Here is a 23,534-nt window from a genome sequence, read left to right on the forward strand (position 1 = left end):
AATTTTACCCAATGAATAAATACTCAAGTATATAGCGTATGCGTTACTCGGCAGTTTCATCTTCAACAATTGGTTGAATACCTAGCTCAGTTAACTGAGCCGGATTAGCAAAACCAGGGGCATCAGTTAAAGGACACGCCGCCGTTAATGTTTTAGGGAATGCCATTACATCGCGAATAGATGAAGCACCGGTCATTAACATCACAAGACGATCAAGGCCAAAAGCCAAACCGGCATGGGGTGGTGCACCAAACTGTAATGCTTCAAGTAGGAAGCCAAACTTTTCTTCTGCTTCTTCTTTTTCAATGCCCAATATCTCAAAAATAGCAGCTTGCATATCTTGTTCATGAATACGGACCGAACCACCGCCTAACTCACAACCATTTAATACCATGTCATAAGCATTTGATAAGGCTTTTTCAGGATTAGCTTTTAATTCTTCTGGTGTTAAGCCAATTGGCGCAGTAAATGGATGATGTAGCGGGGTTAAACCTGAGGCGATTTCTTCAAACATTGGGAAATCAACAACCCATAATGGCTTCCATTCATCAACAGTTAAACCTAAATCTTCACCTAATTTAAGACGTAACGCACCTAATGCTTCAGTTACCACATTGTATGAATCTGAACCAAAGAAAATAATGTCACCTGATTTTGCATTAACACGGGTTGTAATTGATAACGCAACATCTTCAGGTAAGAATTTCAAAATAGGTGATTGTAAACCATCAAAGCCCGCATCAATATCGTTCACTTTGATATAAGCTAACCCTTTCGCGCCATAAATGCCGACAAATTTAGTGAGTTCATCAATACCTTTACGCGAGAACTTATCGGCGCCGCCAGGTACATTGATAACGGCAACACGGCCTTTTTCATCATTAGCCGGTCCAGAGAATACTTTAAAGTCTACCGCTTTTAATAAGTCAGCTACGTCAACCATTTCAAGCGGGTTACGTAAATCAGGCTTATCACTACCAAATCGAGTCATCGCTTCAAGGTAAGTCATACGAGGGAACTCACCTAAATCGACATCGAGTAAATCTTTAAAAATACCCGCAATCATTTTCTCGGTGATAGCCATCACTTCATCAGCCGACATGAAAGACGTTTCAATATCGATTTGTGTAAATTCAGGTTGACGATCAGCTCGTAAGTCTTCATCACGGAAGCATTTTACAATTTGATAATAACGATCTAGGCCTGACATCATTAATAATTGTTTAAATAATTGCGGAGATTGTGGCAACGCAAAGAACTGACCTTTATGGGTACGACTTGGCACTAAATAATCACGTGCACCTTCAGGTGTGGCTTTAGTCAAGATAGGCGTTTCAATATCTAAGAAATCATTATCGTCCATAAAACGACGGACAGCACTGGTAATTTTAGCTCTGAACTTTATGCGATCAGACATTTCTGGACGACGTAAATCTAAATAACGGTATTTTAATCGTTGCTCTTCAGCGTTTTTTTGATGGCCATCTAAGCTAATCGGCGATGGTAAAGAACGATTTAAAATAACCAAGTCACTCGCGAGTAATTCAACCGCGCCAGTGGCCATATCTTTATTAATCTGACTATCAGGGCGAGCACGCACAGTGCCGGTAAGTTGAATACAGTATTCATGGCGTAATTGGTTAGCCGTTTCAAATAACGCTTTAAAATCGGGATCGATGACAACTTGTAAAATGCCTTCGCGATCACGCATATCAATAAAAATTAAGCCCCCGAGATCACGGCGACGATTTACCCAACCACATAATTTGACTTCTTGTCCGACAAGAGACTCATTGATCTGCCCACAATAATGACTACGCATGAATTTTAATACCTTGTGAATTTTAAACTGAAAGTACGCCTCACTCTTTGAATGTTATGCTAATAGCCGAAGGGGTATTATATAGAGTAAGAGGATGCTATTTATGGGGCGGATTATAAAGCAATTAAAGGCCTAATCCTAGGGCGTGTATATTTAAAGACAGGTAATAAAAAGAAAAGTGGTCAATAAAAACGGTTATGAAAGCATAAGTTTTGTTGCTGCGTCATTCGATGATCAGTTAATAAATATTAACATTGACCATTTAACGTAACAACAATACGTCGGCTACCGCCATAATCGCGGTGTTCACCTAAATAAATACCCTGCCAAGTCCCTAATGCTAATTTTCCATTCGAAATTGGAATGTCGACACTAACACCTAGTGTACTCGTTTTAATGTGTGCGGGCATATCATCACAGCCTTCATAAGTGTGTCGGTAGTATGAAGCGTTTTCGGGGATAAACTTGTTGAAGTGAGACTCCATATCAGTACGTACTGTTGGGTCGGCATTTTCATTTATTGTTAGACTCGCCGAAGTATGGCAAATAAAAAAGTTTGCCATACCAACTTCGTACTGTCGCAACATAGGTAGCTGCGCCAATAATTCATCCGTGATTAAATGAAAACCTCGGTCACGAGGCTTAAGTTCAATTGATGCTTGTTGCCACATTATTTGTCAGAATGGAAACAGATTTCGATATGCGCATTACCAGCTTCACCTTCAAAAGGCATTAATACAATAGCACCTTCTGATTTGTGCCCAATAGTATGTCCTTTGCCAGAAACAACCATAGGGGTAGCCATATCAAACTCATAACCTTTCTCGCCTAAAAGCTTTTTCGCGCCTCCCGTAACCATGTTAGTGATTTCACCCACCATGTCTGTTACGTCTTCGTTAATGCCATCAGGTCGCTCGCCGAGCATACGACTCATAATATCAAGCGCTAGTGCTTCATCAAATGATATTGAAAAAGAGCCTTTAGTTTGTGGTCCAACCATACCAATCAACCCTGATACATCTCCACGAGCGACTTCGTCTTTTTTAATGCGTGGCTTACCTGGCTTTAATTCCACGGTAGCCATCGTACTTAACACGTTTAATAGAGATGATAAAAATGGATTAACAAAATCAACATTCATTACAGTATCCTGAATAGCTTTTATGTTTAATTAACTGGGTTTCAATTTTATATATAATGTAAACTGCATTGCACAATAGTTCAATGCTATTCCCGCTCACATTTTTCGTTAGCTTAAAAAATAAACTAAACGTTTGTTAGTCTCTTTAGTGCGATAAAAGCTTTTTATTGCCGATAAAAAAATAGCTTAATACAAACGTAGACAACAAAACGATTAAAGCCAAGCTTAATAGATTAATTTAATAAAATCAGTTGCTTGTTAATAGCATTTTCGGCTACAAAATTAAATTATATCAACGCCTTTTTTTCTTTTTATAGGCTTCTTTACGTATCAAATCTTTAGCTGCTTTTTTCTCTCGTTGAATAATTAAAGCATCTTCTTCTACTAACATCATGTCAGGCGTTTCCATCGATATCAGACCCAAAGTTGAATCCCTTAACTCGTGTAATACGATATCGGCAGCTTTATTCATCTCAACACGACCACCAGATCTTAAGCAACCTCGCTTACGGCCTATTAATTCAAGCGTATCATAGCCAGTATGAGCAAACGCTTCTAACCCGTAACGATTTTTAAGCATTTCGGGATAAGCTTGCATTAAGTATTCAACAACATAAGTAGCAACATCATCAGATTCCATAGCCGTATCTTTAATCGCACCGGTTGCAGCTAAACGATAACCTGAGTTTTCATTTTCTACTTTTGGCCACAACATACCTGGTGTATCTGATAGCACAATATCATTATCTAATCTAATTCGCTGCTGCGCTTTTGTTACAGCAGGTTCATTACCGGTTTTAGCTATAATTCTATCCGCTAATACATTTATCGTTGTGGATTTACCAACGTTAGGTATTCCACAAATTAATGCGCGTAGTTGTTTACCTTGCTGCACTCTATGAGGGGCAAGTTCAGCACATAACGCAAAAATTTGCTTAGTTTCAGTCACATTTCGAGCACTGATTGCAATCGCCTTAGTTCCCAGCTGCGCGTTAAAATAATCAAGCCATAATTGAGTTGTGACGGGATCTGCTAAATCTTTTTTATTTAAAACTTTAATAAAAGGTTTATCACCACGCAAAGTAGCAATCATTGGGTTATTACTGCTGTATGGAATGCGAGCATCTAAAACTTCAATGATGACATCAATAGCAGGCATAATTTCTGCAATTTCTTTTTGTGCTTTATGCATATGCCCTGGATACCAATTTAATGCCATGTGTTTATTACCTTTATACAATTAACTTAATTTGATCTTACCTGCCTAACTTAAAAGAATCGATATCTTATTGTCTAAACCGCCATAATTTACAAATTCATTTGCAGACAAACACAAAATCGCTTAAATATCAGACGTAATGTTCAAAAAAAAGACACTTAAATATTATTTATAAAAAAAGTGCTAGATTGTGTTGACACTCAAACGTTCATCTCTATAATACGCCCCCACAAAGACAGAGAGTCTTCAGTTGGGTGGTTAGCTCAGTTGGGAGAGCATCGCCCTTACAAGGCGAGGGTCACTGGTTCGAGCCCAGTACCACCCACCAACTTAATTCTTGTTTTTGTCGCTTATTAAAGAGGGTGGTTAGCTCAGTTGGGAGAGCATCGCCCTTACAAGGCGAGGGTCACTGGTTCGAGCCCAGTACCACCCACCAATTTTTTTTGGTCCTCTTTAATAGCATAATATATCTGATTGGGTGGTTAGCTCAGTTGGGAGAGCATCGCCCTTACAAGGCGAGGGTCACTGGTTCGAGCCCAGTACCACCCACCAATTTCATTGGTTTCCTCAATCAGATATCCTACACATTCAAAGAAAACATCATTTAAAATTCTACATACTCAGCTGTTTAACGACTAATCCAGTCTCTTGGTTCTACTCTTTCGCACTTCTTACAGTTTAATTTCAAGCCTAATTTACTTTTTCGACCAGCTGGAGTGATCACCCATTCTCGGTTAATAAAAGGTGGTTGGTGACGTACATGTTGATTGTGACCACAAGCTAGCTCTGCAACCCAATCTTCGATCTCATCCTGATGAAAACCAATTATACCAATTCATATAAATAAGTGATCTCTCAGAATGCATCCAGCGGTTTTTGAACAAGGCGTCGGTGTGTAGGAATGGTTGTTCCCTTACAAATACCGAGAACGTAGGTCAAAAGCCGCTGGGGCATTCCTTTCAGGCGAGTTTTAAATGCGCTTACTCTGTGTTGCTCGAACTCAAAAGAGCACCACTATTCTTTCATGTAAGCGCATTTAAACGCTCGCTGAGTGGGCACTTATTATTACGGATTGGTATTATAGGTTGTAGATATGCCTTTACTTTTAGCATGGCGACTATAGTTAAACTGACTTGAGTGCCGGTTTATTTGTTAAAGAGAAAAGTTGATAAAAATTATGTGTTGTTATTGTAGCAAGTTCATCTATTGAGATACCTTTTAAGTCGGCCACAAATTGCGCTACGTTTTTAACATAAGCAGGTTGATTTTGCTTACCACGATGAGGAATAGGCGCTAGCCAAGGAGAATCGGTTTCGATCAATAGTCGGTCTAATGGAATCTCTCTAACGGTACTTTGCAATTCTGCCGCATTTTTAAACGTGACAATCCCAGAAATAGAAATATAAAATCCCAATTCCATCGCTTGTTCAGCCATTTCTAAAGACTCAGTAAAGCAATGTAAAACCCCACCCACTTTTTCTGCACCTTCCTGTTTTAAAATATCAATAGTTTCTTGTCTAGCATCACGGGTATGAATAATAAGCGGTTTATTTAAGGCAACAGCCGCACGTACATGTTTTCGGAAAGAATCAATTTGGATATCTTTACTTTCTGGAGAGTAAAAAAAATCTAATCCGGTTTCGCCCACCGCGACAACTCGTTCATCAGATGCTAAACGAATTAGATCGTCATATTCATACTCAGCATCTTCTTGATGTAAGGGGTGAACACCACATGATATAGAAACGCAATCGAACGGCTTTACCGCTTCAACCATGCTTGAGAAATCTTGCAAAGATACTGAAACACAAAGAAAATGCTCAACCCCCTGCTCTTTAGCTAAACCAATGACACTATTTAAGCCATCATCAAACTCTTCAAGTTTTAATCTGTCTAAATGACAGTGTGAATCAACAAACACTTATTACACTCCGAAAAACTACGCCTAAAATAAAGACTAAACGAATAATACATGGCCCATAAAATTACATCGTATAGGTAGGTTCACTCGAATTAAGTAATGTCCCTAACATCGTTTCTATACGATCTTTAACACGATCTTTATCATCAATAAAGGCAATCCCAATGCCTTGTGGCGTCGCACTTGAAGCCCCCAATGGATTCAGCCAAGCGACTTGACCGGAAACGATAAGTGAGTCGAGCGCATTGGGTAATAAAACACTTAGCGCGACCGCATCTCCCATATCGTAGGGGCGAGTTGTTTGCACAAATAAGCCACCGTTGTTAAAAAATGACATATAGCTTTTATATAATTCTTGTACGGTTCTAAATTCAACAGGGATCTCTTGCATCTATTTACACTCCAGATGTTTGACTATGGGATATTTTATGGCAAAGCTGCTGATAGTTCAGTTTTTTATTTACCCCATTGTAATGGCTTTGCCGTTGGCTTGTTAACACTGCTTGATACATATCCATAATTTTATATCGCTGATCTTGGCGCGGGATCTGAAGGTCGACACCTTGTGATTTAACCTTCATCCATTTATTTAACGCCTGCATAAGCCAAATGTAGTAAAAGGCGATATCCTCTTCATTAATCGTTTTACTAAATTCAGCCGTGCTCACCTTTCCACTTAACAATGCTTTAAACTGACTCAGATATTCAGCTCGTTTTAATAAATAATCAGTTGAATAATGAGCAAGAGCGGTTAAAGGAGCCTGCCCCATATCTTCAAATATAACGTCAAATTGCGTTGGTTCGATCTTTTGTTCATTCAACCAAGGTAATAATTCGGGTAAGGTAGGGCTTTTAATTTTATAAAGCTGACAACGACTAATCAATGTGGGTAACAACTGGCTAACCGATTCAGTGGTTAATATAATATAAGAATGCGGGAACGGCTCTTCGAGTGTTTTAAGCAGTGCGTTGGCAGCTGACTCAGTCATTTTATAACTCTGATTAACCACAAACACTAGGTTTCCACCTAATTGAGATTTATGCTGAGATTTATTAACTAAAGCACGAATTTGATCAACACCAATCGAGTTAGCGTCTAGATCACTAATTTGAAAATAATCAGGGTGATTGCCATGTTTAAATAAATGACAAGATTTACATTGGCCACAGGCTTCAATATTAGGTGTTTGACATAACAAGACTTGAGAAAGATCACGGGTAAGTTCAAATTTACCCATCCCTGCCCTTGCCTCAATTAAAAGGCCATGGTGCAAACGTTTAGACAAAAATTGATTCGTTATTTTTTGCGTTACGTCACGCAACCAAGGATACATCATGGATACGCCCTATTTAGCGCATCAATGATAGACTGATGCACGTCCTCAATTGTTTGCATCGCATCAATGGTTACAATGCTTGCATCTTCAGCTGCTATTGCAAGGTAACGTTGTCGAGTACGTTCAAAAAAACTGAGTTGCTCTAACTCTATACGGTCGAGTTCGCTACGGGCACTTGCTCGCGCTAAACCCACTTTAGGCTCAATGTCTAAATAAAGCGTTAAATCAGGTTTAAACCCTTTTAAAACAGCATGGCGAATAGGGTCAAGCAATTCATCTGAGATCCCGCGCCCACCGCCTTGATAAGCTCGAGAAGATAAGTCATGACGATCGCCAACAACCCATTTTCCTTGCGCCATATTAGGCTTAATAACGGTTTCGATTAACTGAACTCGGCTAGCATACATAATAAGCAATTCGGCTTCAGGAGTAACAACTTCATCTCGCACTTGCTTAATGAGTGTTCTTAACTCTTCAGCCAATGGCGTACCACCTGGTTCGCGGGTTTTAGCATAAGCTATTTCACGTTGGTTTAACCAAAACTCGATGGCCTTAATAGCCGTTGACTTACCAGCCCCTTCTAAACCTTCAATCACAATAAATTGAGTTTGCATTTAGGTTTAACCCTTATTCTTTAATTGACGTAAATAATCTTTAACTGCTCTATTATGATCAGCTAAATTTCTTGAAAATGTATGACCACCTGAGCCACTTGCAACAAAATAATAATAATCACTCACTAATGGCTGTACAGCAGCTTGTATTGCAGATTTTCCCGGCATCGCGATTGGGGTAGGCGGTAACCCTTTAATCACATAAGTATTATAAGCTGTTTTTTGTTTAAGATGCGCACGTGTTATATCGCCTTTGTATAGCTCACCTAAACCATATATAACCGTTGGATCAGTCTGCAAGCGCATGTTCTTTTTTAACCGATTATAAAAAACAGATGAGACCATGGGCATTTCATTGACAATAGCCGTTTCTTTTTCGATTATCGAAGCCAAGGTTAAAATTTCATAATCATCTAGTACGGTATCATATTCAGTTAATTGACTATTATGCATTGCATCGTTCAGCACTTCTTCCATGCGAGAATGTGCTTGCTGTATCAGTTCAATATCTGTCGTTCCGGCATAAAAAACATACGTGTCTGGAAATAATAAACCTTCAATAGATCCCTTTCTTTTAAACTTATTTAACGCTTTATCATGATGAGAGACCAGTGTTTTGATAATATAAGGATGCTGCTGCAATTGCGTCCACCAATCTCGCCATTGACTACCTTCAATAAACGTTATTTTAAACTCAGCCGGCTTAGCATTAAGAATATATTCGATCAGTTCTCGTTGAGTTAACTCACTCGGAATTCGATATAAACCGGCTTTAAGCGTTTTAAACTCAGGGTTAACCCAGCGCAATACTTTAAAAGGAAAAACAGAATCAATCGAACCTTGCGAAGCTAATTCATTAATTAACCGATAATAAGACCAGCCTTTTTTGACTTCATAAAGCTCGGTAGTTTGCTCTGCGGGGAGCTGCCAAGTATTATTTACATAAAATAACAAGCCACCAAGCCATGTTAGTAAACTGAAAAATGAAACTATAATTAATTTGAAAAACCAATGGATTTTAATATTCAACACTATTTTTCACTTGCTCAACTAAAGTTGTATTCATTTTAATACCCGCTAACTTAATAACAGGCACAATACCAATTAATGCATTACAAATAAATGCAGAGCTGATTTCATTTAATCTCGATTGGTGTATTTCTATTTCTTTTATCGTTTGATTTTCCGCTTTAAATTTATTCATTATATGTTGCCGCAGAACACCATTAATGCCCGCTTTGTCTAGTAAAGGTGTTTGCCATTCGCCTTGTCGAAATAAGAAAATATTGGCCACGGATGTTTCAATTAAAGAATTGTTTAAATCAAAGACTAAACCATCAAGCAAGTTACGTTGCATAAGCTCATTTTTAATTAAAACTTGCTCAAGTCGATTACAATGTTTTAAACCGGCTAATATAGGTTGATGACCTAATTTAAACTCAACTTGCTCAAGATTAATACCTTGCTGCATATTATCGAGTAAAGTTTGAGGACGGTCGGATACAAATAGATAGACATTAGCTTCACAACCAAGACCAGCATAACCGCGTTGACTCTCACCGCGTGAAATAACAACTTTTATTACACCAAATTGTTTTTTCAATGCCTCATTTTGCATTGCTTGCCAAACGGTTTGCCAAGAAATTGCAGCAAACTGTAAACGCTCAGAAGCGATTTGTAAGCGTTGCTTATGTAAATCAAACAAGCAGACTTTGCCATCGTGGATCTTAGCCGTTGTAAAATGCGCATCACCAAATTGTACTGCACGATCAAAAGCACTCACTTGTTGGCGCCCAGTCTCAGCAATAAAAATATTCATACCGTTTGGCTCTACCTTCATGATCAACAATTTGGCTCATTTTAATCAAGTTTATCGTATAAGGATCACGCAAACAGCGCTTAATCCACCAACTTAGCAACAAGTCATTTTAAAATTGACGTTACGAGTGGTTAAACTCGTTTAATGCACCACTATTTTACCTACAAAAAAGGCCTGCAAGCAGGCCTTTTTTATTGCACTAATAAATAAAACTAAACACGTTTAAATATTAATGACCCATTTGTTCCACCAAATCCGAATGAGTTACATAATGCATACTCGATATCAGCTTGACGTGCTTCATGCGGGACATAATCAAGATCACAGCCTTCATCCGGGTTATCTAAATTAATAGTCGGAGGAATCGCACCATCTTGTACCGCTTTAGCTGTAATAATAGCTTCAATGGCTCCGGCAGCACCTAATAGATGCCCAGTCATTGATTTAGTCGAACTGACTGCTAATTTATGCGCATGATCACCAAATAAGTTTTTAACCGCAGCGGTTTCAGCTTTATCACCAACAGGTGTTGAAGTGCCGTGAGCATTAATGTAAGCCACTTTATCAAGTGCAAGACCAGCATCATTCAATGCATTAGCCATGGCAGCTTGAGCGCCTCGGCCATCTTCCGGTGGAGATGTGATGTGATTAGCATCACCACTCATACCAAAACCGACTAACTCGGCATAAATTTTAGCTCCACGGGCTTTGGCATGCTCATATTCTTCAAGCATAACAACACCAGCACCATCACCCATAACAAAACCATCACGGTCTTTATCCCATGGACGACTTGCACGTGTTGGATCATCGTTGCGTGAAGATAATGCACGAGCAGCTGCGAAGCCACCTAAACCTAAAGGTGTAGTGGCCGCTTCAGCGCCACCCGCTAACATCGCATCTGCATCGCCATAAGCGATCATACGGGCAGCGTGCCCAATACAATGAACCCCAGTCGTACAAGCGGTTGTGATCGCAATATTAGGGCCTTGTAAATTATACATAATCGACAAATGACCAGAGATCATATTAATAATTGTCGACGGCACAAAAAATGGCGACATCCGCTTAGGACCACTGTTTAATAATTTGTTGTGGTTCTCTTCTATAAGAGATAAACCACCGATACCCGATCCAATCGTTGCGCCTACGCGATGAGCGTTTTCGCTTGTGATCTCAATACCAGAATCTTTAAATGCTTGAATACCAGCAGCAACACCATATTGGATAAATAAATCCATTTTTTTGGCTTCTTTTTTTGGTAAATATGCTTCTATATCGAAACCTTTTACCAAACCGCTGATTTGTGTAGTGAATTTAGACACATCAAAAGTATCAATTACTTGAATACCACTTTGACCCGCTAATAATGCTTTCCATGAATCGTCAACTGAGTTACCAACAGGCGACAGCATGCCCAGGCCAGTTAAGACTACGCGACGTTTAGACACTTTTCTTGCCTCCGAAAGGAGAAATAACAGATGGGAAATAAAAAAGGCGGTCTGAAAACCGCCCTGTGGTAATTAGTCTTGATTAGCTGTAACGTAATCAATAGCTGTTTGAACAGTAGTGATTTTTTCAGCTTCTTCATCAGGAATTTCAGTATCAAATTCTTCTTCTAAAGCCATAACTAATTCAACTGTATCTAGTGAATCAGCGCCTAAATCGTCAACAAATGACGCTTCATTGCGAGCGTCTTCTTCTTTAACGCCTAACTGTTCAACGATGATTTTTTTAACTCTTTCTTCGATAGTGCTCATAAGTGTATCCCTTAGAATATATGCAATATAAATATTGCCGATAGTGTATTTGATTCGTTAAATCAGATGCAAGTTAAGATTGACAAAACTAGACTGGTCTAACCTGTATAACGCAATAATTACGCACATAATAACTTGTATAAATCGCATTTCAAGCTTTAAGTAGCCGATTTAGGCGCTAAAAACTATCACTTGATTAATAATCAAGCAATTATGCCATGTGCATACCACCATTTACGTGGATAGTCTCACCTGTAATATAAGCGGCTTCTTTAGATGCTAAAAATAAAACAGTTGATGCGATCTCTTCTGGTTGACCTAAACGGGCAGCTGGGATGTTAGCAAAGATGCCTGCTTTTTGCTCATCGTTTAAAGATTTAGTCATATCGGTATCAATGAAACCAGGAGCAACGGTATTAACCGTAATACCACGAGAAGCAACTTCTTTCGCTAAGGCTTTAGAAAAACCAATGACGCCTGCTTTAGCAGCACAGTAGTTAGCTTGACCAGGGTTACCTGTAGATCCAACAACTGACCCAATATTAATAATACGACCATGACGTTTTTTCATCATTGGACGCAAAGCGGTTTTTGAAATACGGAAAATAGACGTTAAATTGGTATCAATAATGGCATCCCAATCTTCTTCTTTCATGCGCATCATCAAGTTATCACGAGTGATACCGGCATTGTTAATAAGGATATCAACATCGCCAAACGTCTCTTTAATTTCTTTAAATGTAGCCGTTATGCTATCAGTATCGGTTACGTTTAAAACTAGACCTTTACCATTATCACCTAAATAATCGCTAATCGCTGCAGCCCCATTTTCGCTTGTAGCCGTACCGACTACTTTAGCGCCGGCAGCAACTAATTTAAGAGCGATCTCTTTACCAATACCTCGGCTAGCGCCAGTGACTAGAGCCGTTTGCCCTTCTAAATTTGAAAACATACTTGTTACTCGCTAATAAATGAATTTAATGAATTAAGGTCATTAACTGGCGCCGCCGTCAATGATTTATCGATTCGTTTAGTTAAACCCGTTAATACTTTACCAGGGCCAACTTCTACTAATCGTGTAACCCCTAAAGAGGCTAACTTTTGAACCGTCTCAGTCCAGCGTACCGGGCAATATAACTGACGAACTAATGCATCTTTAATCGCTTCAGCGCTTTCTTCTATCGCTACGTCTACATTATTAATTAAAGCTAAGTTAGGTGCCGATACTGAAATATCGTTTAATGAATTAGCTAAAGAGTCAGCCGCGGGTTTCATTAATGCACAATGCGAAGGCACGCTAACAGGTAAAGGCAATGCTCTTTTAGCACCCGCAGCTTTACAAGCTGCGCCTGCTCGTTCTACCGCTGCTTTATGACCGGCAATCACAACCTGCCCTGGTGAATTAAAATTAACGGCAGAGACAACCTCATCGCCTGCGCTTTCTATACACGCTTGCTTAACTGCTTCATCATCAAGGCCAATAATGGCAAACATGCCGCCAACACCGGCGGGAACAGCCGCTTGCATAAATTGACCACGCGCTTCAACTAATTTAATTGCATCTTCAAAAGCGATAACGCCTGCAGCAACCAAAGCAGAATATTCACCTAAGCTATGGCCAGCAATATAAGCAGGTTCAGGTAAACCTTTCTCTCGCATCACCGCTAAAATAGCCATACTAGCAGCAAGTAAGGCGGGTTGGGTTATATGCGTTTCACCGAGTTTTTCATCAGTACCATTCGCAATAATATCCCAAAGATCATAACCTAAAGCAGCACTTGCCTTAGCAAATGTTTCTTTAACGATAGGAAACTCTTGATAAAGATCATTTAGCATTCCAATGGTTTGCGAACCTTGACCAGGAAATACATAAGCAATTTTTTGTTCAGACATATTTTTCACTTTTAATAAAAATAAAGCCCTAAAAAGGGCTTAAAGTAATAATTAATATTTTAATAAGGCAGAAGCCCAAGCAAAACCAGCACCAAATGCTTCAATTAATACCGTTTGCCCTCTTTGTATACGACCGTCGCGTATACCTTCGTCTAAGGCTGTAATCACCGAGGCGGCAGATGTATTACCATGTTTTGGTAACGTCACTATCACGCGCTCCATGGTCATATTTAATTTTTTAGCTGTTGCTTTAATAATGCGTAAATTAGCTTGGTGTGGCACTAACCAATCTATATCTTCTTTTTCGAGTTGGTTGGCTTTTAAAGTTTGCTCACAGATCTCGCTTAACTTAGTCACTGCCACTTTAAAGACTTCGTTACCTTTCATGTAACCCCAAGAAGTATGAACTGACTCTTCATCACCCCGTAGAGGCATATCTGCGCCTAACAATTCACCATAGCGACCGTCAGCATGAATATGCGTAGATAATATACCGGGCTCTTCACTTGCTTCAATAATACAAGCGCCTGCTGCATCACCAAATAAGATAACAGTAGAACGATCGGTTGGGTCAATTAATCGAGTAAGCGCATCGGTGCCAATAACTAGGATACGTTTATTAGCCCCCGTTTTAATAAATTTATCAGCGATACCGATTGCATAACAAAAACCTGAGCAGGCAGCCGCAACATCAAAGGCAGGAATATTGGTTACACCCAACATATTTTGAATTTCACAAGCAGCACTAGGAAACGCTTTTTCCCAACTGGTTGTGGCGCAAATGATCATATCGAGATCTTCTGCTTTTATATTTGCAGCTTCTAATGCTTTTTTAGTTGCTTCAAACCCCATTGTGGCTACATTTTCATCCGGACCGGCAATCCGACGTTCACATATACCAGTGCGCTCTATAATCCACTCGTGGCTTGTTTCAACCATTTTTTCAAGATCCGCATTTGAACGAACTTGCGAAGGGAAATAACTACCTGTTCCAACAATTCTAGAATACATACAAATTTTAAGACCTATCGTTTAACGCTGTAATTCGGTTACCAATTGACTCTGGTACCTTATGTTCAATCTCATTAATCGCTTCAATAATCGCGTATCGAAATCCATCTTTGGTCGCATTACCATGGCTTTTAATAACAATACCCCGCAATCCTAACAAACTTGCTCCATTGTACTGGTCGGGGTTGACCTTTTTGTACATCTTTTTAAGAGCAGGCAAAGCTAGAATGGCTAAAATCTTACTGATCCAGCTTTTACCAAGCGCTTCTTTTATACTTTGAATAACAAACTTTGCAATACCTTCACACGCTTTTAATGACACATTACCAACATAACCATCACATACAACAACATCAGCACGGTCCGTAAAAATATCATTGCCTTCAACATATCCGATGTAATTAATCTCATCATCATTGGCAATTAACTTAGCGGCCCGTTTGATTTTATTTGAACCTTTAATCTCTTCTTCGCCAACATTTAATAAAGCAACTCGCGGTTTGCGAGAAGAGGCTGTTCCTTTGGTTTCTGCTAACACACTGCCCATTAAAGCAAACTGATGCAAAATGGTTTCATCAACATCTACATTCGCGCCTAAATCTAACAAATATGTTTTATGCCCTTCAATTGAAGGCATGGCCGTGACTAAAGCGGGTCGACTAATACCAGGGATCATTTTTAGCACATAATAAGCAATCGTTATTAATGCACCTGTATTACCTGCGGTCACACAAGCTTGAGCGTCACCCGATTCAACCGCTTCAAGCGCTTTTCGCATTGAAGATTCAGGTTTATTTCTTAGCGCTTGAGAAGGTTTTTCACCCATAGTAATCGTTTGACTGCAATGAACAATTTGAATACGTTCAGCGATCGATTTAGCAGGGGAGTCTATTAAAGGTTCTATTTGGTATTTATCGCCAAATATAATAAATTTTATGCGAGGAAAAGCAGAAAGGACTTCGAGAGCCGCAGGGATTGTAATGGGAGGACCGTTATCTCCTCCCATTGCATCTAACGCAATCGTTAGATCTACCAAAGCATGAATCTCTTATACAGAGATTACTTTTTTGCCTTTGTAGAAGCCATCAGCAGTGATGTGATGACGAATATGAGTTTCACCTGATGTGCTATCAACTGATAAAGTTGTGCTAGTTAAGGCATCATGTGAACGACGCATACCACGTCTTGAACGAGATTTTTTACTTTTTTGAACAGCCATTGGCCCACTCCTAATCTATTGAGATTTTAACTTTTTTAAAACATCAAACGGGTTTGGTTTGGATGGCTCATCTTCGCCAATATCGCCCCAACTCATTTCACCTTGCGAAATTAAACAATCGTTTTCATCGTGCTTAGGAAAAATAGGAATAGCGAGCAAAAGCTCATCTTCAACCAAATCTCTTAATGCAACGAAGCCATATTCATCAGTGGCAACAATTTCATATGTAGAAGGAATTATATCTTCATCTACTTTCTTAGACTCAGGCGTAAAAATACCTGAAGTCTTCAAATGCAGTTCAAATTCACTTCCACAACGTTCACAAGGTAAACGAACATCCGTCTGCGCATCAACAAGTAAGACCGTTAAGCCTTGCTCATCTTGTTTACAGGATAAAGTAACCGTCACGATCCCAGTGGAGTCGTTAACCGTTTCTTTTAGTCTTTTTAAATCTTCCAATCGATACACACCAGAATAATCAGAGCGCTTTTGCGCACTTTTCCCCGGTTCGATATCAATTGGCATTTTTACATTCTGCATAGCGCGCGAATAGTATAGATCTGGGGTTGTTTAGTCAAACAAAATTAACGAAAATAGCAGCAATTAATCAAATAGGTATTTCTAATGACGACACCCGATATTATTCTAGCTTCGACTTCACCTTATAGAAAACAAATACTGGAAAAATTAACCATCCCTTTTAACACCGCAAAACCTTATGTAGATGAAACGGCATTAGCTAATGAAAATGCACATGATTTGGTATATCGCCTTGCCGAAGCAAAAGCGCAAGCTATCGCGATAAAAAATCCAGGGTCATTAGTTATCGGTTCAGATCAAGTCGCCGTCATCGACAACACTATTTTAGGTAAACCGGGAGATTATGATAATGCAGTAAAACAACTTTCGCAGCTTAGTGGTAAAACCGTAAGGTTTTTAACCGGTTTAAGTATGCAATGGTTAGATGAAGATAAAATAAAAACCTGCGTGGTACCTTTTGATGTTACTTTTAGGCAATTAATGCCTGAAGAGATATCGGCTTACCTTAATAAAGAAAAACCTTATAACTGTGCTGGTAGTTTTAAAAGCGAAGCATTAGGTATTACATTATTTGAATCACTTAGAGGTGACGATCCAAATACGTTGATGGGTTTACCGTTAATTGAAGTCACCAAAATAATGAAAAACTTTGGTATTAACCCGTTACTCGATTACTAAACACAGTATGCCCAAGTCACTTTAAGCTACTAATTAGCTTTTATACCCAAATGAATTGGGTATCGTGACTGGGTAGATATAGGTCATACACTGATTAAGTTATTATTTGATATTTAAAAAGTGATTTAGCTCAGTTAATGAATCAACCATTGCAACAGGGTTATGCTTAATTAAATCTTCTGCGTGACCTGCGCCATGTGTAATACCGATATGATCCATATTACACGCTTCAGCCATTGCCAAATCGTGTACCGTATCACCAATAAATACACACTCTTCCATGTTCACACCCAGCTCTTGTACTATTTCTAGCAACATTTGCGGATCTGGCTTAGAAGCACATTCATCAGCACACCGGCTTGCTTTAAAATAATGTTCTGTTTGCGTATTCTCAAATATACGGGTTAACCCCGCACGGCGCTTTCCTGTAGCCACGGCTAGCAACGCTTGCTTTTCAATTAAATCATTAAGTAAGGGCAAGGCATCATCAAATAATGGCGCACTAAAAGTCGTATTTTTAAATACATCACTATAAGCTAAAGAAAATGCACTTCTGTTATCATCTGACTCTTCTGGAAATAACGTCGCAATCGCTTTTTCGAGTGACAGACCAATGATACTTTTTGCTTTATCGTAACTGGGGACGGTAAATTGCATCTTTGTTGCTGTTTCTTGCATGCAATGCACTATTTTACCGATCGAATCCATTAATGTACCATCCCAATCAAAAATGATAACTTTATACTTAAGCATTTTTTAACTTCTCCAACCCAGTCTTTAACTTCGCCTCCAAAGGCGCTTCAATTTTAAACTTCTCTTCTGTCCTGGGGTGAATAAAACTGACGCTCGCAGCATGCAGGAATAAACGTTTTATTCCCGTATTTTTAATTGATTGATCAAAATCTTTGCTTCCATATTTATCGTCACAAGCTATTGGGTGACCACTTGCAAGTGTATGGACTCTGATTTGATGCGTTCTTCCGGTAATTGGCGACGCTTCAACTAAGGTGGCATTATTAAACCGTTGTAAAACCCTAAAACGCGTCATACTTGGCTTACCTAATTTAGCATCAACTTTAACTAAACGTTCACCAGAAGATAACTGATTTTTATAAAGTGGTTTTTCTACCACTCTTAATTTATCTGACCAGCGTCCTTCAACTAACGCCCAATAGCGCTTATCAACGGTTTTCTTTCTTAATTGCTCATGCAGAGATTTTAAAGCCGAACGTTTTTTCGCAATAATGATACAACCCGATGTATCACGATCTAAACGATGAACTAACTCTAAATCTTTAAGTACCGGTCGTAATTTTCGCACAGCCTCTATCAAGCCAAAGTTTAAACCTGAGCCACCGTGAACAGCTAAACCAGATGGTTTATTAATAACCATCAAAACTTCATCTTCGTACAAAATGCTTTTTTCAACAACATCTAAAATTCGCTGCCCAACTTGTTTTGGCTTGTCCGCAGTTTCATCAATTTTAATCGGTGGTAAACGAACAATATCTCCCGGCTGTAATTTATATTCTGGCTTAACTCTTTTTTTATTTACACGGATTTCGCCCTTGCGAACGATCCTATATATAAGAGAAGTTGGCACGCCTTTTAAATGACGCTTGAGCCAATTGTCTATTCTTTGACCGCAAATTTCTTCATCTAGGGTCACAAAGCTTACTGACTTCAGGTCATTTAGGTTCATTTGTCATATTTCTTCATTTAATTGAGTTTTTCAATTGCCGCTTATGGCGAGTATTTGCTATATTTTCCTTTATGGCATTAAGCAATGCCAGTATTATTTTCCAATTGTTGAAAAGACATAGTAATTACCCCTTGCTTACATAAGAGGTTTACGCGCAGCATACACATAAGCAGTGATAGTTTTTAGTAGGTGACTTGTGTGTCTTAACGCATTTTTAGTTCAGTCGGAGCGTGTACTTTTTCGTTACTAACTAAAACGTGAAAATCCTGTAAGGAGTGGTTTAAATTAAAGTTTCGCTAATCGCGGAAATATAAACTATCCCGATCTACATTTAATGGATAACGTTATCCCTTAAATTTAAGTTTTAAAAGAACTTACGCTCTTGTAAAGGCAGTGCCGCCCGTTAGCGATCACACTGATTACATTAGTTGAAGCGTATTAAAATTTAAAAATAATGAAAACAACATGAAAACAAGCGAGCTAGAGTGTCCTATCATAAGGCCCTAGCAAAAGTATTTGGCTAGCATTAAAGTTAATGCTAGCTTCGCCGTATCATGCCGTTTAGTTATTCGAATGTAAAAATACATGACGCTCGTGAGAACGACATGGAAAGATAATTTGTATTTGTCCACGATTAGCGGTATCAAGGTAAAACAGCCATGAAACGCATGCTAATTAATGCAACGCAAGAAGAAGAGTTACGCGTTGCCCTAGTAGACGGCCAAAAATTATATGATTTAGACATTGAAACGTCTGGACATGAACAAAAAAAAGCCAGTATCTACAAAGGAAAAATAACTCGAGTTGAACCCAGCCTAGAAGCCGCATTTGTAGATTACGGCGCTGAAAGACATGGTTTTCTCCCGTTAAAAGAAATAGCCCGCAACTACTTTCCAAGTGGTTACACTTTCTCCGGTCGTCCTAACATCAAAGACGTTGTTAAGGAAGGTTTAGAAGTCATTGTACAGATTGATAAAGAAGAGCGAGGTCAAAAAGGCGCAGCACTTACAACTTTTATCAGTTTAGCCGGTAGTTATTTAGTTCTTATGCCGAATAACCCACGTGCAGGTGGTATTTCACGTCGCATTGAAGGCGATGAAAGAACGGAACTAAAAGAATCACTAAACAAGTTAACCTTACCTAAAGGTATGGGTTTAATCGTGCGTACAGCCGGTGTTGGCAAATCTTATGAAGAACTTGAATGGGATTTAAATGTACTGCAACGTCATTGGCAAGCTATACAGCAAGCCGCTGATGAACGCCCTGCTCCATTTTTAATTCATCAAGAAAGTAATGTTATTGTTCGTGCAATCCGTGATTATCTTCGTCGTGATGTAGGTGAAATCTTAATAGACAGTAAAAAAATCTATGAAGAAGCAAAAGAGCACATTTCTTTAGTTAGACCTGATTATGTAAACCGTGTTAAACGTTATACCGGTGAAGTACCTCTATTTACTCATTACCAAATTGAAAGCCAAATTGAATCAGCGTTCCAACGCGAAGTCAGATTGCCATCGGGTGGTTCAATTGTTATCGACCCTACTGAAGCATTAACCTCTATCGATATCAACTCATCTAAAGCAACTAAAGGTGGGGATATTGAAGAAACAGCGCTAAATACCAACCTTGAAGCAGCCGATGAAATAGCCCGTCAATTACGTTTACGTGATTTAGGTGGTTTAGTTGTTATTGATTTTATTGATATGACACCGACCCGCAATCAACGTGAAGTGGAAAATCGTTTACGTGATGCAACTCGTCAAGATAGAGCACGTATTCAACTCGGTCGCATTTCACGTTTCGGCTTACTTGAAATGTCACGTCAACGCTTGCGTCCTTCGTTAGGCGATAACGCTAATAAGATGTGTCCTCGTTGTTCAGGTACCGGTACAATCCGTTCAACTGACTCTTTAGCGCTTTCAATACTTCGTTTATTAGAAGAAGAAGCAATAAAAGAGCACACAGTTCAAGTTAAAGCGACAGTGCCAGTTGATGTAGCCACCTATTTATTCAATGAGAAACGTGGTGCCGTTCGTTTTATAGAGAAAAGTCATAATGTGCGCGTTTTGGTGTTACCAAACCCACATTTAGATTCACCTCATTATGAAATGGTACGTTTAAAGAAAGATGATGTAACCGATGAATTAAGTTATTCATTAGTTAAAGCACCAGATCTTGAAATGGACGTGAGTATAAAACAATTTGTTGATACGCCAGCCAGCGCGATTAATAAAGAAGAACCCGCTTTAAAAGGCTTTTCTTCTCCTGTAGCGGCTCCGGCTCCAACAGCTGCGCCTAGCAAAAAACCAGCCGTTGCAAAACAAGCTGTCCCTGCCAAGCCGGTGGCAACACCTTCGTTACTTGATAAGTTATCAACTTGGTTCAAAGCATTATTTGCGACAGAAGAAGTCAAAGAAGAACCGCCGGTTAAACGTAATAATCAAAACCGTAATAACCGTAACGGCTCTTCAAATAACAAGCGTAACCAAAATAGACGTAACAACCGTAATAATCGTAACCGTAAACCTTACGAAAACGATAACGATGTTAAAGAACAAAAGAATACGGCAAAAGAAAATCATAAACCCGTAGCGAAAAAAGAAAAACCGCCGGTTACGGAAGCAAAAGTAGAAGAAAGAAGAAAACGCCGAACACAACGTAAGAAAGTGCGCGTGCAAGATAAGAATGCTGAATCTAAAACGACGAATACACCAACGGAATCAAAAGTTGAAGCGAAGTCGGCAGTGCAAGTAACAAAAACGCAGCCAGAAACCGATGCTAAGTTAAATGCACAAGCCAATGAAGTTGTTAATACAACCGATACGGCAACAACAAATAATGATGAAGCAAAACGAGATGAACCGAAACGCGAAGGTCGTAGTCGTCGTACACCTCGTCATTTAAGAACATCAGGGCAAAAACGTAATAAACGTCAAGATGATACAGCAGATAATGCTAATAATGGTTTGAAAACGCATGAAGAACCTTCATTTAAAACCGAACCAGAACTTCAAAATGCAGATTCAGCGCCGGCTAAACCAGTAGTAGAAGAGCCTGTTGCAGCCGCTACTGTTGAGACAGCACCAGCTGAGACTGCGCCTGTAGAGTCAGTAACGGAAGCTAAAGCTGAAACAGTTGTTGAAGCGCCTGCTGAGACAGTAGCTGAGGTTAAAGCTGAAGCGGTTGTTGAAGCACCGGCTGTGGAGACAGCACCAGCTGAGCCATTAACGGAAGCTAAAGCAGAAACCATTGTTGAAGCACCGGCAGTGGAGACAGCACCAGCTGAGCCAGTAGAAGAAGCTCAAGCAGAAACCGTTGTTGAAACACCGGCAGTGGAGACAGCGCCAGCTGAGCCAGTAGAAGAAGCTCAAGCAGAAACCGTTGTTGAAACACCGGCAGTGGAAACAGCACCAGCTGAGCCAGTAGCTGAAGCTAAAACTGAAACAGTGGTTGAAGCACCGGCAGTGGAAACAGCACCAGCTGAGCCAGTAGCTGAAACTGAAACAGTTGTTGAAGCAGACGTAGCTCCAACTGCTGAAACTAAAGCAAAACCTGCGAAGGTTACAACCAATGCTCTAAAGGCGTTTAAAGGACATGCATCTTCACCTATGGTGAAAACAATACCTGAAGCGTTAGATTTAAGCCGAGAGCTTAATGTGATTGCAGCACCTAGTGAGCAACGTCAGCATATTGCGGTATCAGGTAAAGCAGCAGGCAGTGTATCAGCAACCAGTCATAGTGAATCAGCAATGACCCGTGCTATATAAAAATTAATGGCATAGTAAAAAGGGAAGATGCGAGCATCTTCCCTTTTTTAATATGACCACCTAGCTTTAAAAATAAACGTACCGCACAAACACTTTAAAAGCCCCAGCCAAATTACGGTTAAAAACCCACTAAGCGACCAACAAAAGATATACTCAAGTAACTTTGACTTTATAGAATTCAGGCACAAAAAAACCGATAGTTATATCAATACGGTTAATAAGCGATTGACATTAAATATCGGTTTTTAAATGCGGTCTTATCGTCTAACTTAACGCGATTTAAAGGTTACGGTATATTCACCTAAACCCGTGTATTTAATGGTGCAACACTCATCAAAATCAGCATCGACAATACCCGCATATGATCCCGTGATCATGGCTTGACCCACTTTAAAATCAACACCTTTTTTAGTCATCGTGTTAATCAACCAATGTAATGGTTTAAAAGGTAATTCATTAGGATGGACACCATCGAATGATTGTGTATTTCCATTTTGTGTAAAACTAACATAGATCGATGTGGCTTTATAAGCGGCAGCTTTGTCAATTTCAGGGCCAATAAATAGCCCTTGATTAACCATACAATCTGCTAATTTTTCAAAAAAAGTTGCCTCACAAGCATCTTCGAATCGATGTTGCATTAATTCTAAAGCCATATGGCATGATGCAACAGCATCATCTATTTCTTGTTCAGAATATCCCGTCTCTGAAGCCGGTAAATCACGTCCTAAAACAAATGCAATCTCAGGTTCAACTCGGGCTTTTCCACCTTGAGGGTATAAATAACACTCAGCACCCGTTTCAACCGTATCTGAAAATATCGGCGCTGCAATTTGCTTATCAACATCGAGTGGCAATAAACATTTCCAACCCGAGATTGAGTCAGAGCGAGTTTTAGCCACCGCTTGTTGAATAGCAAAAGCTTCATCTAATGACTTTGGTCTAGCCTCTTCGTTTAAACGCTGGCCTTTGATATTACTTTTACGACGCGCTAATAAATCAGCAACAATTTGTGCATACATAATTATGGTTCCATGGAGTTAATCAACCTAATGATCAGCAAAATATACGCTCAAAATTAGGTTAAGGGG

24 protein-coding genes and 3 tRNA genes are annotated in these 23,534 nt (G+C 39.4%); 5 read left to right on the forward strand and 22 right to left on the reverse strand.

Annotated features, from left to right (window positions below; genetic code table 11):
* Positions 1-43: 43 nt before the first annotated feature.
* From aspS to ylqF, 4 genes are all read right to left on the reverse strand, one after another.
* On the reverse strand, positions 44-1,822 hold the full coding sequence (gene aspS / locus DPX34_RS00345; protein ID WP_111976421.1) for an aspartate--tRNA ligase: 1,779 nt from the start codon (positions 1,820-1,822) through the stop codon (positions 44-46).
* Between the two features lie 248 nt (positions 1,823-2,070).
* Positions 2,071-2,496 (reverse strand): secondary thiamine-phosphate synthase enzyme YjbQ, encoded by a 426-nt coding sequence (locus DPX34_RS00350; RefSeq protein ID WP_198673598.1) that lies wholly within the window; start codon positions 2,494-2,496, stop codon positions 2,071-2,073.
* The gene (locus tag DPX34_RS00355) at positions 2,493-2,963 is read right to left on the reverse strand and encodes a chemotaxis protein CheX (protein WP_111976423.1); all 471 of its coding nucleotides are present in this window, start codon (positions 2,961-2,963) and stop codon (positions 2,493-2,495) included. The genes DPX34_RS00350 and DPX34_RS00355 overlap by 4 nt, the downstream gene beginning before the upstream one ends.
* Before the next feature lie 292 nt (positions 2,964-3,255).
* Positions 3,256-4,182 carry a ribosome biogenesis GTPase YlqF gene (ylqF, locus tag DPX34_RS00360; protein WP_111976424.1) on the reverse strand — a complete coding sequence of 309 codons (927 nt, stop codon included), beginning with the start codon at positions 4,180-4,182 and terminating at the stop codon, positions 3,256-3,258.
* A gap of 252 nt (positions 4,183-4,434) precedes the next feature.
* Between ylqF and DPX34_RS00365 the strand changes: the two genes are divergently transcribed.
* From DPX34_RS00365 to DPX34_RS00375, 3 genes are all read left to right on the forward strand, one after another.
* Positions 4,435-4,510: transfer RNA gene (locus DPX34_RS00365), tRNA-Val, on the forward strand.
* A gap of 32 nt (positions 4,511-4,542) precedes the next feature.
* A tRNA-Val gene (locus tag DPX34_RS00370) sits at positions 4,543-4,618 on the forward strand.
* 40 nt (positions 4,619-4,658) lie between these two features.
* A tRNA-Val gene (locus tag DPX34_RS00375) sits at positions 4,659-4,734 on the forward strand.
* Positions 4,735-4,810: 76 nt separating this feature from the next.
* Here the strand turns inward: DPX34_RS00375 and DPX34_RS00380 are convergent.
* The 15 genes from DPX34_RS00380 to DPX34_RS00450 form a co-directional block, all read right to left on the reverse strand.
* Positions 4,811-5,017 carry a DUF3565 domain-containing protein gene (locus tag DPX34_RS00380; RefSeq protein WP_198673599.1) on the reverse strand — a complete coding sequence of 69 codons (207 nt, stop codon included), beginning with the start codon at positions 5,015-5,017 and terminating at the stop codon, positions 4,811-4,813.
* Positions 5,018-5,305: 288 nt separating this feature from the next.
* Positions 5,306-6,103, reverse strand: coding sequence for a TatD family hydrolase (locus DPX34_RS00385; RefSeq protein ID WP_111976426.1), 798 nt, complete (start codon positions 6,101-6,103; stop codon positions 5,306-5,308).
* Between the two features lie 64 nt (positions 6,104-6,167).
* Positions 6,168-6,494, reverse strand: coding sequence for a PilZ domain-containing protein (locus tag DPX34_RS00390; RefSeq protein WP_111976427.1), 327 nt, complete (start codon positions 6,492-6,494; stop codon positions 6,168-6,170).
* Between the two features lie 4 nt (positions 6,495-6,498).
* On the reverse strand, positions 6,499-7,440 hold the full coding sequence (locus DPX34_RS00395; RefSeq protein ID WP_111976428.1) for a DNA polymerase III delta subunit-related protein: 942 nt from the start codon (positions 7,438-7,440) through the stop codon (positions 6,499-6,501).
* Complete coding sequence (gene tmk / locus DPX34_RS00400; RefSeq protein WP_111976429.1) at positions 7,437-8,054, reverse strand: dTMP kinase; 618 nt, start codon at positions 8,052-8,054, stop codon at positions 7,437-7,439. The genes DPX34_RS00395 and tmk overlap by 4 nt, the downstream gene beginning before the upstream one ends.
* Before the next feature lie 6 nt (positions 8,055-8,060).
* Entirely contained in the window at positions 8,061-9,086 is a 1,026-nt protein-coding gene (mltG, locus tag DPX34_RS00405) for an endolytic transglycosylase MltG (protein ID WP_157964574.1), read from the reverse strand.
* Positions 9,073-9,873, reverse strand: a complete 801-nt coding sequence (gene pabC, locus DPX34_RS00410) for an aminodeoxychorismate lyase (RefSeq protein ID WP_157964575.1) — start codon at positions 9,871-9,873, stop codon at positions 9,073-9,075. The genes mltG and pabC overlap by 14 nt, the downstream gene beginning before the upstream one ends.
* A gap of 212 nt (positions 9,874-10,085) precedes the next feature.
* Entirely contained in the window at positions 10,086-11,324 is a 1,239-nt protein-coding gene (fabF, locus tag DPX34_RS00415; RefSeq protein ID WP_111976432.1) for a beta-ketoacyl-ACP synthase II, read from the reverse strand.
* 72 nt (positions 11,325-11,396) lie between these two features.
* Entirely contained in the window at positions 11,397-11,633 is a 237-nt protein-coding gene (gene acpP, locus DPX34_RS00420) for an acyl carrier protein (protein WP_111976433.1), read from the reverse strand.
* Positions 11,634-11,844: 211 nt separating this feature from the next.
* Complete coding sequence (gene fabG / locus DPX34_RS00425; RefSeq protein ID WP_111976434.1) at positions 11,845-12,585, reverse strand: 3-oxoacyl-ACP reductase FabG; 741 nt, start codon at positions 12,583-12,585, stop codon at positions 11,845-11,847.
* Between the two features lie 5 nt (positions 12,586-12,590).
* The gene (gene fabD / locus DPX34_RS00430) at positions 12,591-13,526 is read right to left on the reverse strand and encodes an ACP S-malonyltransferase (protein ID WP_111976435.1); all 936 of its coding nucleotides are present in this window, start codon (positions 13,524-13,526) and stop codon (positions 12,591-12,593) included.
* Positions 13,527-13,577: 51 nt separating this feature from the next.
* Positions 13,578-14,537 carry a beta-ketoacyl-ACP synthase III gene (locus DPX34_RS00435; protein WP_111976436.1) on the reverse strand — a complete coding sequence of 320 codons (960 nt, stop codon included), beginning with the start codon at positions 14,535-14,537 and terminating at the stop codon, positions 13,578-13,580.
* 7 nt (positions 14,538-14,544) lie between these two features.
* Positions 14,545-15,573 (reverse strand): phosphate acyltransferase PlsX, encoded by a 1,029-nt coding sequence (gene plsX / locus DPX34_RS00440; RefSeq protein WP_111976437.1) that lies wholly within the window; start codon positions 15,571-15,573, stop codon positions 14,545-14,547.
* 12 nt (positions 15,574-15,585) lie between these two features.
* Positions 15,586-15,756 (reverse strand): 50S ribosomal protein L32, encoded by a 171-nt coding sequence (gene rpmF, locus DPX34_RS00445; protein WP_111976438.1) that lies wholly within the window; start codon positions 15,754-15,756, stop codon positions 15,586-15,588.
* 15 nt (positions 15,757-15,771) lie between these two features.
* The gene (locus tag DPX34_RS00450; RefSeq protein WP_198673590.1) at positions 15,772-16,281 is read right to left on the reverse strand and encodes a YceD family protein; all 510 of its coding nucleotides are present in this window, start codon (positions 16,279-16,281) and stop codon (positions 15,772-15,774) included.
* A 99-nt stretch (positions 16,282-16,380) separates the two neighbouring features.
* Here DPX34_RS00450 and DPX34_RS00455 point away from each other — a divergent pair, with 99 nt between their 5' ends.
* The gene (locus DPX34_RS00455) at positions 16,381-16,974 is read left to right on the forward strand and encodes a Maf family protein (RefSeq protein WP_111976440.1); all 594 of its coding nucleotides are present in this window, start codon (positions 16,381-16,383) and stop codon (positions 16,972-16,974) included.
* Positions 16,975-17,076: 102 nt separating this feature from the next.
* Here DPX34_RS00455 and DPX34_RS00460 read toward each other — a convergent pair whose 3' ends face one another.
* On the reverse strand, positions 17,077-17,727 hold the full coding sequence (locus DPX34_RS00460) for an HAD-IA family hydrolase (RefSeq protein WP_111976441.1): 651 nt from the start codon (positions 17,725-17,727) through the stop codon (positions 17,077-17,079).
* Complete coding sequence (rluC, locus tag DPX34_RS00465) at positions 17,720-18,676, reverse strand: 23S rRNA pseudouridine(955/2504/2580) synthase RluC (protein WP_111976442.1); 957 nt, start codon at positions 18,674-18,676, stop codon at positions 17,720-17,722. Before rluC ends, DPX34_RS00460 begins: the two co-directional genes overlap by 8 nt.
* 659 nt (positions 18,677-19,335) lie before the next feature.
* Between rluC and rne the strand changes: the two genes are divergently transcribed.
* The gene (gene rne / locus DPX34_RS00470; RefSeq protein WP_111976443.1) at positions 19,336-22,443 is read left to right on the forward strand and encodes a ribonuclease E; all 3,108 of its coding nucleotides are present in this window, start codon (positions 19,336-19,338) and stop codon (positions 22,441-22,443) included.
* Positions 22,444-22,712: 269 nt separating this feature from the next.
* Here rne and DPX34_RS00475 read toward each other — a convergent pair whose 3' ends face one another.
* Positions 22,713-23,465, reverse strand: a complete 753-nt coding sequence (locus tag DPX34_RS00475) for a hydratase (protein ID WP_111976444.1) — start codon at positions 23,463-23,465, stop codon at positions 22,713-22,715.
* Positions 23,466-23,534 lie beyond the last annotated feature (69 nt).

Origin of the sequence: Algibacillus agarilyticus (genome assembly GCF_003286125.1) — a bacterium.
Lineage (GTDB): Bacteria > Pseudomonadota > Gammaproteobacteria > Enterobacterales > Alteromonadaceae > Algibacillus > Algibacillus agarilyticus.